Origin of the sequence: Ruminococcus sp. 1001713B170207_170306_F1, assembly GCF_015668065.1 — a bacterium.
GTDB lineage: Bacteria > Bacillota > Clostridia > Lachnospirales > Lachnospiraceae > Blautia_A > Blautia_A faecis.
In genome coordinates, this window is record NZ_JADPEX010000001.1 from 352,589 (window position 1) to 367,715 (window position 15,127).

Annotated in this window: 11 protein-coding genes and 3 pseudogenes; 6 read left to right on the forward strand and 8 right to left on the reverse strand. The window is 44.3% G+C overall.

The annotated features are described in order from the left end of the window. Positions 1–31: 31 nt before the first annotated feature. The 3 genes from I4V84_RS01580 to I4V84_RS01590 form a co-directional block, all read right to left on the reverse strand. Complete coding sequence (locus I4V84_RS01580; RefSeq protein WP_148461851.1) at positions 32–892, reverse strand: patatin family protein; 861 nt, start codon at positions 890–892, stop codon at positions 32–34. A 2-nt stretch (positions 893–894) separates the two neighbouring features. Continuing rightward, a complete protein-coding gene (locus I4V84_RS01585; protein WP_195991104.1) occupies positions 895–2,259 on the reverse strand; it encodes a citrate/2-methylcitrate synthase in 1,365 nt (454 codons plus the stop codon). A 140-nt stretch (positions 2,260–2,399) separates the two neighbouring features. Continuing rightward, positions 2,400–3,617, reverse strand: coding sequence for an aminotransferase class I/II-fold pyridoxal phosphate-dependent enzyme (locus I4V84_RS01590; protein WP_148461853.1), 1,218 nt, complete (start codon positions 3,615–3,617; stop codon positions 2,400–2,402). 245 nt (positions 3,618–3,862) lie between these two features. Between I4V84_RS01590 and gdhA the strand changes: the two genes are divergently transcribed. Together gdhA and I4V84_RS01600 are read left to right on the forward strand one after the other, a co-directional pair. After that, a complete protein-coding gene (gene gdhA / locus I4V84_RS01595; RefSeq protein WP_195991105.1) occupies positions 3,863–5,197 on the forward strand; it encodes an NADP-specific glutamate dehydrogenase in 1,335 nt (444 codons plus the stop codon). A gap of 207 nt (positions 5,198–5,404) precedes the next feature. Further along, positions 5,405–5,668, forward strand: a pseudogene (locus I4V84_RS01600) (transposase); the annotation flags it as partial. Between the two features lie 180 nt (positions 5,669–5,848). On the opposite strand, the gene I4V84_RS01605 reads toward I4V84_RS01600, so the two are convergent. After that, positions 5,849–8,398, reverse strand: coding sequence for a leucine-rich repeat domain-containing protein (locus tag I4V84_RS01605; RefSeq protein WP_173717101.1), 2,550 nt, complete (start codon positions 8,396–8,398; stop codon positions 5,849–5,851). 324 nt (positions 8,399–8,722) lie between these two features. Beyond that, complete coding sequence (gene nrdR / locus I4V84_RS01610) at positions 8,723–9,172, reverse strand: transcriptional regulator NrdR (protein WP_118583928.1); 450 nt, start codon at positions 9,170–9,172, stop codon at positions 8,723–8,725. A 201-nt stretch (positions 9,173–9,373) separates the two neighbouring features. Between nrdR and I4V84_RS01615 the strand changes: the two genes are divergently transcribed. Next, a complete protein-coding gene (locus I4V84_RS01615; protein WP_118583926.1) occupies positions 9,374–9,631 on the forward strand; it encodes a YlmC/YmxH family sporulation protein in 258 nt (85 codons plus the stop codon). A gap of 144 nt (positions 9,632–9,775) precedes the next feature. Continuing rightward, entirely contained in the window at positions 9,776–10,555 is a 780-nt protein-coding gene (sigG, locus tag I4V84_RS01620; protein ID WP_148461856.1) for an RNA polymerase sporulation sigma factor SigG, read from the forward strand. Positions 10,556–10,655: 100 nt separating this feature from the next. Here the strand turns inward: sigG and I4V84_RS20235 are convergent. Next, positions 10,656–10,763, reverse strand: a pseudogene (locus I4V84_RS20235) (DUF6783 domain-containing protein); the annotation flags it as partial. Here I4V84_RS20235 and I4V84_RS20240 point away from each other — a divergent pair. After that, positions 10,740–10,790, forward strand: a pseudogene (locus I4V84_RS20240) (DUF6783 domain-containing protein); the annotation flags it as partial. The pseudogenes I4V84_RS20235 and I4V84_RS20240 sit on opposite strands and share 24 nt — an antisense overlap. Before the next feature lie 29 nt (positions 10,791–10,819). On the opposite strand, the gene pap reads toward I4V84_RS20240, so the two are convergent. Continuing rightward, positions 10,820–12,295: a polyphosphate:AMP phosphotransferase gene (pap, locus tag I4V84_RS01625; RefSeq protein ID WP_173736625.1), complete on the reverse strand. Its 1,476-nt coding sequence runs from the start codon at positions 12,293–12,295 to the stop codon at positions 10,820–10,822. A gap of 307 nt (positions 12,296–12,602) precedes the next feature. Between pap and I4V84_RS01630 the strand changes: the two genes are divergently transcribed. Beyond that, entirely contained in the window at positions 12,603–13,196 is a 594-nt protein-coding gene (locus I4V84_RS01630) for a LysE family transporter (protein WP_195991106.1), read from the forward strand. A gap of 119 nt (positions 13,197–13,315) precedes the next feature. Here the strand turns inward: I4V84_RS01630 and I4V84_RS01635 are convergent. Next, positions 13,316–15,127 (reverse strand): DctP family TRAP transporter solute-binding subunit (locus tag I4V84_RS01635; RefSeq protein ID WP_195991107.1); only part of this gene is annotated, 1,812 nt, incomplete at its 5' end.

Here is a 15,127-nt window from a genome sequence, read left to right on the forward strand (position 1 = left end):
CTGTTTTCCAAGAGGTTCTGTCAGGATCCCGTCACCTGCTTAGGTACGCCTGCAGTTCCTCATAATGGTCTTTCATCACATCATAACCATGCTGATAAAACGCCATCAGCTTCTCTTTGTTCGCCTCCGCACGCCCCACAGTGGGAATTTCCGGGCGGATGACAAAAATATGTCCTTCCCTCTCCCATTTTTCCAGAAGCTCCAAAGTCCGGTTGTAGCTGCGGTAACGATTATATAAAGTGTTCAAAAATTCCGGATAATGCCGAAATGCAGCCACATAAAGCGGAGTGCTCTTTCCCGGTTTCTTCTTGCGGTAACCCATATTTCGGGTAAGGATCACCACGTTCTTTCGATATCCCTTCTCCATGGCATGGATCAGGGGAATCGAATCTGCAATGCCGCCATCCAGATAAGGAACACCGTCAATCTCTACCATGGGACTTACAACGGGAATACTGGAAGAAGCCCTTCCAATATCCATCAGGCGACGTCTGTCATGCTTCTCAGTCATATATTCCGCATCACCAGTCTGGCAGTTGGTCACTACCAGCTCACACTCCGTATCTGACTGAAAAAAAGTATCAAAATCAAACGGAAACAATTCATTTGGATATTTGTCAAACAGCATATCCATGTCAAAAAGCTCATGCTTCTTAAGAGCTTCCTTAGTAGCAATATAGCTGTTTGCCTTATCCTCTATGATCATGCAGTCTCTGGTCCTTCCAGGCTGCCAGGATACATAATCAAGAGCATTGCAGGAACCAGCGGAAACACCCACCACATATGGGAATTTCACCTCTTTTTCCATAAGATAATCCAGAACCCCTGCTGTAAATACTCCCCTGCTTCCCCCGCCCTCCAGGACCAGGGAAGACTGATGCTTCACTGTCATTCTTATTCACGCTCCTTAAGCGGTACGTATACAGCCGGAGCCAGAACGTTCTTGTAAGCCGGACGGATGATTTTGTCTGTATTGATCAGTTCTTCCATTCGGTGGGCGCTCCAGCCCACAATACGTGCCACTGCAAAAATCGGTGTATACAGCTCAAGAGGCAGATCCAACATGCTGTAAACAAAACCGCTGTAAAAATCCACGTTTGCGCTGACACCCTTGTAAATATGGCGCTCCTCGGCGATAACCTCCGGAGCCATTTGCTCTACCATCGCGTAGAGATTGTATTCTTTCATACGGCCTTTTTCTCTGGCCAGAGTCTCAACAAAGCCTTTCAGTACCTGGGCACGGGGATCCGATACCGAATAGATCGCGTGTCCCATACCATAAATAAGACCTCTCTTATCAAAAGCTTCTTTGTGAAGCAGTTTCTTCAGATACTCTCTTACTTCCTTTTCGTCAGAAATATCCTTCACATTCTTCTTCAAATCCTGGAACATACTTACAACCTTAATATTGGCACCACCGTGCTTCGGACCTTTCAGAGAACCGAGAGCTGCTGCGATTGCAGAATAGGTGTCTGTTCCGGATGAGGAAACAACGTGTGTAGTAAATGTAGAGTTATTACCACCGCCGTGCTCCATATGAAGGATCAGGGCAAGATCCAGGATCTTCGCCTCCAGATGAGAATATTTCTTATCCGGGCGAAGCATACGGAGGATATTCTCCGCTGTGGAAAGTTCTTTCTTCGGATTGTGAATATAAAGGCTCTTGCCGCATACATAGTGATTGTAAGCCTGATATCCATAAACAGATAAAAGAGGAAATACACTGATCAGATTCAGGCACTGTCTCAGTACATTCGGAAGGGAAATATCATCCGGCTCCTTGTCATAGCAATAAAGTGTAAGCACACTTCTGGACAGGGCATTCATAATGTCCTTGGACGGTGCTTTCATGATAACGTCCCTTACGAAATTCGTAGGAAGGGAGCGCTGGTTCGCCAGAAGCTTGGTGAAATCCTCCAGTTCCTCCCCATTCGGAAGCTTGCCGAACAGTAAAAGATAGGTAGTTTCTTCGAAGCCATATCTGTCATCTTCAATAAATCCCCTGGTCAACTCCTTGATGTCATATCCCCTGTAGGAAAGACTGCCCGCACAGGGCACTTCCTTGCCGTCAACCACCTTCGTGGCGCATACATTGGAAATCTGCGTCAGACCCGCCAGGACGCCCTTACCATTGATATCGCGAAGCCCTCGCTTTACATCGTATTTCTGATAAAGAGACAGATCCAGGCTGGAATGCTCCTTGCAAACCTCTGTCAGGTTCTCTATTTCCGGTGTTACTTTCATCTTAAATCCTGTCATTCAAATAAACTCCTTTCTTTTTAATCCGTCCGATAATCCGTTCCTCCCTCAATTATTAATGCTGTCAGAGTCAGAAGCGGATGCTTCTGCTCCGGCATTGTAAATGGATAATCTGTGACTGCCATTGTTTTATTATCTTCTTATCGCTGTTTATAGGTGGACAAGAAATCCTTCAGCTTGTCCATAGCCTTCTCCAGCTGACGCACATTCGGCAGATATACTACGCGGAAGTGGTCAGGACAATTCCAGTTAAAGCCCTTTCCCGGCACCAGAAGCACCTGTTTCTCATGTAAGAAATCAAGAGCAAACTGCTCGTCATTGTGAATATTGAATTTTTCTGTATCGATCTTCGGAAAAATATAGAACGCAGCCTTGGGCTTTACGGCTGTGATTCCCGGAATGTCATTGAGTGCCTTGTAGATAAAATCTCTCTGCTCATAAACTCTTCCGCCTGGCTGAATGTACTCATTTACACTCTGGTATCCACCAAGTGCAGTCTGTACAATGGACTGGGCCGGAACATTGGAGCAAAGACGCATGGAGGAAAGCATGTTAATACCTTCAATATACCCCTTCGCCTTATTCTTGGCACCACTTAAGATCATCCATCCAATACGGAAACCAGCGATCATATGGGACTTGGAAAGTCCGGAAAAAGTAACGCAGAATACGTCTGGTGCAAGGGATGCAATAGAAGTATGCTTATAGCCATCCATGATCAGACGGTCGTATATCTCATCTGAAAAAATGATCAGCTCGTGCTCTCTTGCGATCTGCACGATCTGCTCCAGGATCTCCTTGGGATAAACTGCTCCTGTAGGGTTATTCGGATTAATGATAACAATCGCTTTGGTCTTGTCTGTGATCTTGCTCTTAATATCATCAATGTCCGGATACCATTCAGACTGCTCATCACAAATATAATGAACTACATTTCCACCTGCCAGAGTCGCAGTAGCTGTCCACAAAGGATAATCCGGTGCAGGGATCAGAATCTCATCCCCGTTATCCAGAAGTGCCTGCATACAGAGATTGATCAGCTCACTGACACCATTACCTGTATAAATATCACTCATGGTAACCCCGGGAATTCCTCGAAGCTGGGCATACTGCATAATGGCCTTTCTTGCGGAAAAGATTCCTTTGGAATCGGAATATCCCTGAGAGGTACGAATATTGCTCAGCATGTCCAGAATTACTTCCTGCGGTGCAGAAAATCCAAATGGATATGGATTGCCGATATTCAGCTTCAGAATCTCCATTCCATCCTCTTCCATTCTGGCCGCTTCATCCACTACCGGTCCTCGCACATCATAAAGTACGTTATCCAGTTTACTGGACTTCTCGAATGTTTTCATTTATTTCACTCCTCATCTTACTACTTATGGCCGGCATATCTAATATGGAAAAAAATCTATATCTGTCTTTTTCCTACTCCGGCATAATGTATTTCTTGCTATCTATCATCTCATATTTGGCTCATTTTCGCAAGCCTTAATGAAATTTTTGGAAATATGAAAAAAACTCTTTTCATTTTTAGCACTTTAGTGTATAATAGCGTCGTTAAAAAATTTTACACCTATCTGGATGAGGAGGAATTACAATGTCTTACACAGAAGAAGTATACGAAAGAGTCGTAGCACAGAATCCAGGTGAGCCTGAATTTCACCAGGCAGTAAAGGAAGTTCTGGATTCCCTGAAGGTCGTAATTGACAAAAATGAAGAAGAATACCGCAGCATGTCCCTTCTGGAGCGTCTTGTAGAGCCGGAAAGAATCATTTTCTTCCGCGTTCCGTGGGTAGATGACAAGGGCGTTGTTCAGGTAAACAAGGGATATCGTGTACAGTTTAACAGCGCTATCGGACCTTATAAGGGTGGTCTTCGTTTCCATCCGTCAGTAAACCAGGGTATCTTAAAATTCCTTGGATTTGAGCAGACATTTAAGAACTCCCTTACCGGACTTCCAATCGGTGGTGGTAAAGGTGGTTCCAACTTTGACCCGAAAGGCAAATCTGACAGAGAGGTTATGGCATTCTGCCAGAGCTTCATGACAGAGCTTTCCAAATATATCGGTGCTGACACTGATGTTCCGGCTGGTGATATCGGTGTAGGCGGACGTGAGATCGGTTATTTATTCGGACAGTACAAGAGAATCCGCGGATTATACGAGGGTGTTCTCACAGGTAAAGGACTTACCTACGGCGGATCTCTGATCCGTACACAGGCTACCGGATATGGTGTTGTTTATATGCTTGATGAGATCATGAAAGCACATAACGATTCTATTGATGGAAAGACATTCATCGTAACAGGATCCGGAAACGTTGCAATCTATGCTGTAGAGAAAGCTCAGCAGCTTGGCGGCAAGGTTGTTGCTATGTGTGACTCCAACGGATATATTTATGATCCGGAAGGAATCAAGCTTGACATTGTGAAAGATATCAAAGAAGTAAAACGTGGACGTATCAAAGAGTACGCAGACCGTGTTGAGGGTGCTTCTTACACAGAAGGTACCGGAATCTGGAACATCAAATGTGATGTATACCTTCCATGTGCTACCCAGAACGAGCTTGCTCTTGATGGTGCTAAGACACTTGTTGCAAACGGCTGCAAATATGTAGTTGAGGGTGCGAACATGCCTACTACTCTTGATGCTACAACTTATCTCCAAGAGAACGGTGTTCTGTTCATGCCTGGTAAAGCAGCTAACGCTGGTGGTGTTGCTACTTCTGCTCTTGAGATGAGCCAGAACTCCATGAGACTTTCCTGGACAGCAGAGGAAGTTGATGCGAAGCTTCATGGAATCATGGTAGACATCTTCCACAAAGCTGATGACGCTGCTAAGCGTTATGGTATGAAAGACAACTATGTTGCCGGTGCTAACATCGCCGGATTTGAGAAAGTTGTAGATGCTATGAAAGCTCAGGGCATCTGCTGATTCTCTGTCATCTGAAGTTTCAAAAAGACAGGTCCGCTGCGGCCTGTCTTTTTTATTCCATTTAATACTTGTTTATACAGAAAAAAATCCCCGCTCTCTGGCGAGGATTTCAGACTGTAGACAAAGCCCTGCTTTTGCAGGGTTTTGCTATTGTTGGAACCGCTTTTCTGCTATAATGAATATCAGAAGGGCGGTGTTTTTTATGATGACGAAAAATACTGTCCGGATAACGGTCGTCCCAGTATGGATACCGTCATGCTGATAAAGATACCATTCATTCAGTATCTCTATGGGATAAAAAGCATGCGTCAGACCATGAAAGAGATCGAGGTAAACGTTGCATACCGCTGGTTTCTCGGACTAGACATGTTAGATCCAGTACCTCATTTCTCTACATTTGGAAAGAATTATACCCGCCGTTTCAAAGATACAGACCTTTTTGAGCAGATCTTTTCAAAGATTCTGGAAAAACGAGGTTGGAACACAGCCAGATTTTTGTTGATTTTGAAGAAAATAAAAAGAAAAGAAGTTTTAAAAGAAAAATGGTGCTGGCCATAATCCCCAACACCAAGTTTGTCTACAGTCTGAGCCGGTGTTTTTAAACACCGGCTTCATTTGTTATATGGCAGCTGCTTCATAAAGAAAAATGGCTTATTTACTGATTTTTGCTTTTGCAGAAAGTCCCTTACTCTTGAAGAGCTTTTTGTAGGCGGAAAGCTTGCTTGCTGGTACTTTTACTTTCAGCTTCTTGTAGTTGTTTCTGCCGGCTTTGGTGAAAGCACTTTTTCCTACGGTACCGGAGGTAAGCTTCTTGGACTGAATGCTGACAGAAGTAAGGGCCTTGCAGTCGTAGAATGCTTTTTTGCCAATGGAAGAAACTTTGGAGCCAATCTTTACAGTCCGTAAAGCACTGCAGCCCTGGAAAGCACTGGTGCCGATGGAAGAAATATTCCTGGCAATGGTTACTTGTCTTAGCTTCCGGCAGTTTTTGAAAGCTCCGGAAGCAATGGCTGTGACTTTATAGGTCCGACCGTTTGCCTTCACAGAGGAAGGAATTGCTGCAGTCGTGATGGCTTTGGACTTTGACCGCTTTAAAGTAACAGAGGTACCATTTTTATTAACTGTGTAGACATTGTAAGAATCACTGAAGGATTTCACTACTGTAGTCTGAGGTTTATCATCTTTGTTATTTGAACTTGAGGTAATCTGGAAATCTAAGGTAATAGTTCCAAAATAGTTGTTCTGGCCTGCAATGGTTACAGTGGCAGTTCCGACTTTTTTGTTATTGCTGTAGGTAACTTTATAATCCTGTCCTTCTATAAGTTTTTGCTTTCCAAGAGTAATAGTTGGAACTGGTTTTAGAGCTTTTCCAGTATAAGCATAAGTCGCTTTAACTCCGGTTACAGATGCCTGAGAAAGGTCGCAGGCATAACCAATGTTGTTCTTACGTGCATATGTGATGGCAGCTGAGTTAGGGGAGGCATAAATGGTAGCGTAGTATACATGACCGCCGGAATACCAGTAGGAGCCTTCCCATACAATGTCATCCCCGATGTTGATTACGCTGTCTGGCAGAGTGACTGTTTCAAGATTAGAGCAGAAAGCAAAAGCTTCCTTTCCAATAGTGTGGACACCGTTTTCAATTACGACTTCCTTCAGATTGGGCAGATAATTAAATGCATTTTCTGAAATACTGGTAATCCCGGATTTTATAACTATTTTTTTTACCTGATTTTTCATGGACTTCCATGCCGTGCCGCTCCAGAAACTGTAGCCGCCCTGAGTGGAAGAAACGGGGAAACGATCGTTTTCATCCGTGGAGATATTAAGTGCACCCTGACCGGAAATGGTGAGAACACCATTTGCAAAATCCCAGGTAGCATTTTCACCTGCAGTACGGTAAATCTTTTTGGAGGCTGTGCCGTCATTTGCATCAATAGAGTAAAAATTAACAGTATTGGCATTGGAGGCGTAGTAAACAACCTTGGAATCTTTAACGACAGGCTGGCAGTCGGATACGGGCGCAGCAGTGGTGTATTCCCTGCTAAGTACATTTCCCTTACCATCAACAAAGAGGTAATGAAGAGTACTGGAAGAAAGCGAATCATCAGCAGCTGCGTAATTTTCTGACGAAGAATCGTCTGTATTTTCATATTCTTCCCAGGAAATCATGAAACGGTTTTCTGTGATTGGAGTGATCTTTACCCCCATAAAACTCTTTCCATTGCCAGTGTAGTTGGTAAGGTATTTTACAGAGGTTGCTTCTTTTGAAAAATCGGAAACAGGAGTAATTGTAAGGTAAATATTATGAGGAGTGTCACTTGTCACATTGTCATACTGGGACTGGTCGATGGTCGTTCCGATACACAGTACACTGTCAGCAGAAACAGCCATACCATCTACGCTTGCGTAGCAGTTCAGTGCCCATACGGAAGTACGGGAACCACCATAAGGAAGAAGCTCGATAGTTTTTTTATCAAGGGTGGAACTGTCGTATCTGGAAAGTTGGGTACAGCGGGAACCCTCGCTTTGCTCCAGAACATACAGATAAGAGGACTGCGATTTGATATACTGGGCAAAGGAGTGCCACAGATCACAGCTTACGATCTTTCCGGTCATGGAAGCCTGGTCAACGGCAATCATAAGGAATCCCTGATGTCCCTGTCCAACAGATTCATCTACATAGCCTTCATGACCGGTTACAATATAGAGAGTTCCGTTGGTTTCTGTCATTTCCACACATCCGTAATCGAATGGATAACGAACCTCTCCTCCAAATAAATCCGGATTGCTTGTAATGGAAGCCGCACCGCTGCGATTCCAGTTTGTATCATATCGGATGACACGGATAACCTCGGCGGAATTATCTTCGGCGGTGTTATTTTGTCCCTCTACCAGGTAATATCCATCAGATCCTGCATAAAAACCACCCCATAAAGGAAGCTCCATGGGAATTTCTCTTTTGTCTGTAATCTGCAGGCTGTTGTCATAGTATTCAATACCGACGCTGTTTGTTTTGCGGAATACTCGCATATAGCCGTTGGAAATAGAAATAAGGTCAGAAGAACGCCTTAATTTAACACTAAGGTTATCTTGCGCAGTAGGGGTGAGAGAGGCTGCCTGTACCTGTCCTGGAAATGCCAGCAGATATAAAAACAGACAGCAAAATAATAGGGATGTCAGTTTTTTGATCTTTTTCATAAGTTTCTCCTTGCTGTGTTGCTTTTCATGATTCTTATTATAATAAGTTTTGGGTAGAGTTGCAATCATAATGATAATGTTTACAGCAGAAAAAGTGAAAAGCTGTAAAAAACAGCAATTCTACATTTTTTATGGAGATTTCTGACATGGCACCTACCTGTGGAACTGTTTTGTGAGACTCATCAATAATAAGAAGGAAATCATCACCAAAGTAGTCCAGAAGTGTATAGGGCGGCTGTCCTGGTTCAAGACCGGAAAGATGCCTAGAATAATTTTCGATTCCGGAGCAGAAGCCGGTTTCCCCGCTCTCTGGCGAGGATTTTTCTAATTTAAAAATTTCTTTAATTCATCCATAAAGGTACTGACATCTTTAAACTCCCGATACACAGAAGCGAATCGCACATACGCCACCGAATCCAGATCTTTTAAATGGCTCATCACGATTTCTCCGATTTTCGTGCTGGAGATTTCTTTATCTTCGGCATTGAAGATGTCGCCTTCTATGGCATCGATCATGGCTTCCAGCTTATCACTGGCAATGGGACGTTTGTAGCAGGCGCGGCGGACACCATTGATCAGTTTATTGCGGTCGTACTGCTCACGGTTCAGATTCTTCTTGATTACGGTTAACGGGATTGTCTCCACGTTCTCATAAGTGGTAAATCTTCTTCCACAGGAATCGCACAGTCTTCTGCGTCTTATGGAATTGGTCTCTTCCACTGGTCTTGAATCTACTACTCTTGTATTATCCTGATTACAGTATGGACATCTCATGTATTTATTTCCCCTTCCTCATGTCTCCCCTTCTGCCATACAATCCGGGCAGCAGACTTTCCTCTTTTCTGTTTGCTCAGTAACATAAAACGGACTGAATTACTTATTTCTTATTATACTTTAATCATAGAAAGTATGTCAATAAACTCCATACATATTTTCAGACTTTTTGCATAATATCATAAAAAACAGGTGCTTTTCATGCGTATTTGCGAATTAAAGCAAAAAGAAGTGATCAATATCTGTACCTGCCGTACACTTGGCTGTCCGGTGGATGTGGAATTTAACTGTGAAACCGGATGTATTACCGCCCTTGTGGTTCCCGGACCTGGCAGTTTCTGCTTTTGTTTCTGGGGAGCCGGAAGTGAATATATAATTCCATGGAATTGTATCCGGCAGATCGGAGATGACATTATCCTGGTAGAAATTGATGAAAAGTATTGCTGTAAAAAGGCTTAATTCTATTTTCCCAATTGTCAAGGGGCAATAATTTTTATATTTTCCCGAAAAAAGAATATTTATCCTCCCACGTGAGAATCATTGTTACTGTTCACTTCGTTCTCAGCAGCACGCTTCGCGATGCACAAAAGGAGGATTCAAATAATGGCACTTAACAAAGTTGAAATTTGCGGAGTCAATACATCGAAGCTTCCGGTACTGAAGGCAGAAGAAAAAGAAGAGCTTTTTCGCAGGATCAAGGAGGGTGATGAAGAAGCCAGGGAACTTTATATCAAAGGAAATCTGCGGCTGGTTCTCAGCGTGATCAAGCGTTTTTCCAACAGCAGCGAAAATATGGACGATCTTTTTCAGATTGGCTGCATTGGGCTTATAAAAGCAATTGATAATTTTGACACTACATTGAATGTAAAATTTTCCACTTATGCAGTGCCTATGATCATTGGAGAGATACGAAGGTATCTTCGTGACAATAACAGTATCCGGGTGAGCCGGTCTCTGCGGGATATTGCTTATCGAGCAATTTATGCAAAAGAAACCTATATGAAAACAAATCTGAGGGAGCCTACCATTGCGGAAATTGCCAGCGAAATAGGGATAAATAAAGAGATGATCGTATATGCTATGGATGCGATACAGAATCCGGTGTCACTTTTTGAACCGGTTTATACGGAAGGCGGGGATACGCTTTATGTGATGGACCAAATCAGCGATAAGAAAAACAAGGAGGAGACCTGGGTGGAAAATCTGTCCCTCCGGGAAGCTATAAACCGGCTGAATAAGCGGGAACGGCATATTATTGATCTGCGTTTTTACGAGGGCAAAACCCAGATGGAGGTGGCCCAGGAAATCGGGATTTCCCAGGCACAGGTCAGCCGGTTGGAAAAGAATGCACTTAAAACCATGCGGAATTATCTGAGAGCGTGACGGAAATCATGGATCCCGGCATCACGAAATCCGCCCCTTAAATGGTCTGCTGTATGAATATATTGCAAAATCGCTGGTTGTTGGCCAGCGATTTTGCTTATTATGCTTCTATTCCAGAATACGTTTGAAAAAGGCCTTCTGCAAGATGTGCGTCACAATTTGTGGGAGATTTTGTCCGGATGAGGGCGCCGTAGCGGGCTACGGCAACCGAATTCGGGCAAAATATACCGCAAAGTGGGGCGTGCAGATTGCGGGAATGATTTTTCAAGTACGCTCTAATGCCTTTTCCAATTCTTTTATTACAATTTTAAGAGCTTTAATTCTCGCATACTTCTTATCTACAGATTCCAGGATATGCCACGGTGCATAGGCAGTGCTTGTCTTGGCAAGCATTTCATCTACGGCCCCTTCATAAGCATCCCATTTTTCGCGGTTGCGCCAGTCTTCGTCGGTGATCTTCCACTGTTTTTCAGGGTTGTTCTGGCGGTCGGTGAAGCGGGCCAGCTGGGTGTCTTTGTCGATCTGGACCCAGAATTTGATGATCACGGCACCCCAGTCGGACAGCTCCTTCTCGAATTCATTAATCTCGTTGTAAGCACGTTTCCAGTCGTTCTCGCTGCAGAAGCCTTCCAGACGCTCTACCATTACGCGGCCGTACCAGGTGCGGTCGAAGATGGCAATGTGACCGTCTTTGGGCAATCTGGTCCAGAAGCGCCAGAGGTAATGACGCGCCTTTTCGTGAGGTTCCGGGCTGGCGATTGGATGGACCTCAAAGCCACGGGGATCAAGGGCTTCTGTGATCCGCTTAATATTGCCTCCTTTTCCGGCTGCGTCCCAGCCTTCATAAGTAATGATCACCGGCACACGCTTGCGGTACAGACGGTTATGCAGTTCGCCCAGCTTCTTCTGGAGATGCTTCAGCTCTTTCTTGTATTCTTCATCCTCGATCACCTTGTCTGTCAGTTCGATTTCCGAAAGCTTCGGCATTTTCTCAAGCGGAAAAATGTTTGGGAGAAGCGGTGCGCTGTGTGTGCTGTTCTGCAAGGCTACCTCAATGTTATTTACCATTATTTCAAGAACCTGAAGTTCTACGAAGTTGCGGTCTTTTGCATCAATAATATACCATGGTGCAATAGAAGTATTCGTATCTGTCAGATAGCGGTCGAAAACCTTCTGGCAATGTTTGTAATGTTCGTTCTGCCACTTGTCAAAGGCATCCACACGCCATTTTGTATCCTGCTCTTTGTTAAGCTTCTCAATACGTCTGGTCTGCTCTTTTTTGTCAATCTGCATGAAAAATTTCAGAACCAGATAACCGTTGTCTGTGAGCTGTCGCTCGAAATGTTTGATGCTGTCGATCCGCTTTGCATAATCCTCTTCTTCCAGACCATTCAGACAGTCTTTGCAGGTCTGCTCCATCCAGCCAGAATCCAGAAAGGTAAATTTGCCGGCTTCCGGAATCTGATTGAAATACCGGTACAGAAATGGTCTGCGCAGTTCATCCTCTGTAGGCTTTGACATGGTTGCTACTTTAAAGAAACGGGGATCAATGTATTTGATCACTCTGCCGATTGTGGTACCTTTGCCAGATGCACCCCAGCCTTCAAAAAGTACCAGCACAGGCAGCTTGTGTTCTTTCAGCTTCATCTGCTGCTGATACAGCTTCTCGCCAGCTTCTTTAATCCGTTTCTTCAACTCCTCTTTTTCCGGAATCTCCTCCGGGATCCAGGTTTTCAGCATAAACACGTCCTCCTCACGTACTATTATTTTCAAACTTAAAGCATTTTTTCTGTTAAAAGCAAATTCTATTTTTTTATATTTATATTATTTTCTGCATTATAACATAATCATTCCCATTTTGCACGAATTTAACAAACATTTAACCGAATTTCGATTGCGATCGTTATCCTCTTATATACAATCCGATATTTTTGTGTTATTATTAAAAATCATATTTTGTGTAGGTTTTACGAACACATAGCGTTTTGTATGTTGCGCCTTTCTTTTCGTAGCTCAGATGTTTAAACTTACCCAAGGAGGAAGTCCCATGCCTTTATCTGTCTTCATAGAAATGACCCTGTCTGCCATCCTTACCGTCTGGTCGCCTGGTCCCAATAATATTCTTTTGCTGTCCACAGCCAGCAAATACGGCATTTCCGGTAATATCCGCTTTATGACCGGAATCTGGAGCGGATCTCTCACTTTGATGTGTCTTTCCGGACTGTTCTGCAGTACTCTTGGGAAAATCATTCCAGGGATCCAGCCGGTTATGAAATATCTAGGCGCAGCTTATGTACTCTATCTTGCCTGGCAGACCTGGCGCAGGATTCCGCCCTCTGACAATGTCCAGGACAAAAAGCCAACCTGGCTGATGGGATTTTTCCTGCAGCTGATAAATGTAAAGATCATCATCTATGGGCTGACCATGTTTTCCGCTTATATTCTGCCCTATGAGGAAAGGGTTCCTATACTGTTTTGCTTCGCTGTATATCTGATGTTTCTTGGAGCCCTGGGAAATCTAATCTGGGCATTTGCGGGAAATGTACTGAAAAGATTTTACAGCAGTCATTATAAGCTGATGAATGGAATCATGGCCCTGCTGCTGGTGTGGTGCTCTCTCAGGATCACTGGATTACTGTAAGACAGGCCAAAAACACCTCCCGGAATATGTTGGTTACTCACATTCCGGGAGGTGTTTTCTATAGGGCACTGTTCAATTTATGAGACACATGTATCAAATTGATACATGCTTATGCTGTCTTACTTAAATGCATCCACCAGTTCCTGACCATCGTCATATCCCTGGTTTTTCAGTTCTTCTACAAACCACTGGTCTACGCCTTCTACCGCCTCTTTAAAGGAATCAATATCCATATCCTCTTTTGCGGTAAAGGTAACGCCATTTTTCTCTTCCCAGCGGTTCATGATCTCATTGGCACCGGAGCGGTTGATGTAACGCTCATACTCAACAGCCATTCTTCCAGCCTTGTCTACAACAGCCTGCTGCTCTGGTGTAAGGCCATCATAGATATCCTGATTGATACAGAAGAACAGACAGTCATAGATGGCATCCCACATGGAGCAGTATGGCTGAACCTCCTGTACACTGGCTGCGTCGATTGCAGGAAGCGGATTCTCCTCTCCCTCTACGGTGTTCTGCTGAAGGGCTGTGTAAGTCTCGGACCAGTTCAGGTTGGTTGCATCTGCCCCCCATCTCTTATAGCATTCCATAAGAAGATTGGAGCCTGCAACACGGACTTTCAGGTTCTTCATATCGTCCACCGATTTTACTTCACGCACACTGTTGGTCAGTTCACGGAAGCCGTTCTCCGCAATACCCATGCAATGCAGTCCATACTCACTGAGGATTTCCTTCATCTTCTCTCCTGCCTCACCGTCAAACTTGGTATCTGCGTCTTCCACAGAATCATAAATAAACGGCAGGGAGACTACGTTAAATCTCGGATCAAATGCAGAATAAATCAGGTTGGAATGCATGGAAATCTGTACCGGGTCTCCGTTCATCAGTGCCTGGATTCCCTCGGACTGGTTTCCGTTTGTCAGCTGGTCTGCTGCATATATGTTTACTTTTACTTTTCCTCCTGTAGCTTTTTCCATCAGCTCGCCGAACTTGCGGCCGCCATCAGCCCAGGTAGAAGTCTCAGTTGTGGAGCATGCAAAATTCCAGGTAGTCTCCTCCCAGCCAAGGTCACTGTAATCGCCAATTCCGGTAAATGCCTCTACCAGCTCTTCTGCATCCTCGTATCCCTGGGATTTCAATTCCTCAATGAACCACTCATCTACACCGTCAACAGCTTCCTTAAAGGACTCAATGTCCATATCCTCTTTTGCAGTGAAGGTAACGCCGTTTTTGTCTTTCCAGCGGTTCATGATCTCTTCATCACCGGAGCGGTTGATGTAACGTTCGTACTCTACGGCTTTCTGTCCTGCCTCGTCTACAACAGCCTGCTGTTCCGGTGTAAGACCATCATAAATCTCCTGGTTGATACAGAAGAACAGGCAGTCATAGATGGCATCCCACATGGAGCAGTATGGCTGAACCTCCTGTACACTGGCTGCGTCAATTGCAGGAAGCGGGTTCTCCTGACCCTCAACTGTGTTCTGCTGAAGGGCTGTGTAAGTCTCAGACCAGTTCAGGTTGGTTGCATCTGCGCCCCATTTCTTATAGCATTCCATAAGAAGGTTGGAACCGGCAACACGGATTTTCAGGTTTTTCATATCATCCACAGATTTTACTTCGCGGACACTGTTGGTCAGTTCACGGAAACCGTTCTCTGCAATACCCATGCAATGGAGTCCGTACTCACCAAGAATTTCTTTTAATTTCTCACCAGCCTCACCGTCAAACTTAGCATCTGCATCTTCTACAGAGTCATAAATAAACGGCAGGGAAACTACGTTAAATCTTGGGTCAAATGCAGAATAGATCAGGTTGGAATGCATGGAAATCTGTACCGGGTCTCCGTTCATCAGTGCCTGGATTCCCTCGGACTGGTTTCCGTTTGTCAGCTGGTCTGCTGCATATATGTTTACTTTTACTTTTCCTCCTGT

Coding starts and splice junctions, on each gene's coding strand:
- I4V84_RS01580 (WP_148461851.1), bottom strand. CDS start 892: ATGACAGTGAAGCATCAGTCTTCCCTGGTCCTGGAGGGCGGGGGAAGC.
- I4V84_RS01585 (WP_195991104.1), bottom strand. CDS start 2,259: ATGACAGGATTTAAGATGAAAGTAACACCGGAAATAGAGAACCTGACA.
- I4V84_RS01590 (WP_148461853.1), bottom strand. CDS start 3,617: ATGAAAACATTCGAGAAGTCCAGTAAACTGGATAACGTACTTTATGAT.
- gdhA (WP_195991105.1), top strand. CDS start 3,863: ATGTCTTACACAGAAGAAGTATACGAAAGAGTCGTAGCACAGAATCCA.
- I4V84_RS01605 (WP_173717101.1), bottom strand. CDS start 8,398: ATGAAAAAGATCAAAAAACTGACATCCCTATTATTTTGCTGTCTGTTT.
- nrdR (WP_118583928.1), bottom strand. CDS start 9,172: ATGAGATGTCCATACTGTAATCAGGATAATACAAGAGTAGTAGATTCA.
- I4V84_RS01615 (WP_118583926.1), top strand. CDS start 9,374: ATGCGTATTTGCGAATTAAAGCAAAAAGAAGTGATCAATATCTGTACC.
- sigG (WP_148461856.1), top strand. CDS start 9,776: ATGGCACTTAACAAAGTTGAAATTTGCGGAGTCAATACATCGAAGCTT.
- pap (WP_173736625.1), bottom strand. CDS start 12,295: ATGCTGAAAACCTGGATCCCGGAGGAGATTCCGGAAAAAGAGGAGTTG.
- I4V84_RS01630 (WP_195991106.1), top strand. CDS start 12,603: ATGCCTTTATCTGTCTTCATAGAAATGACCCTGTCTGCCATCCTTACC.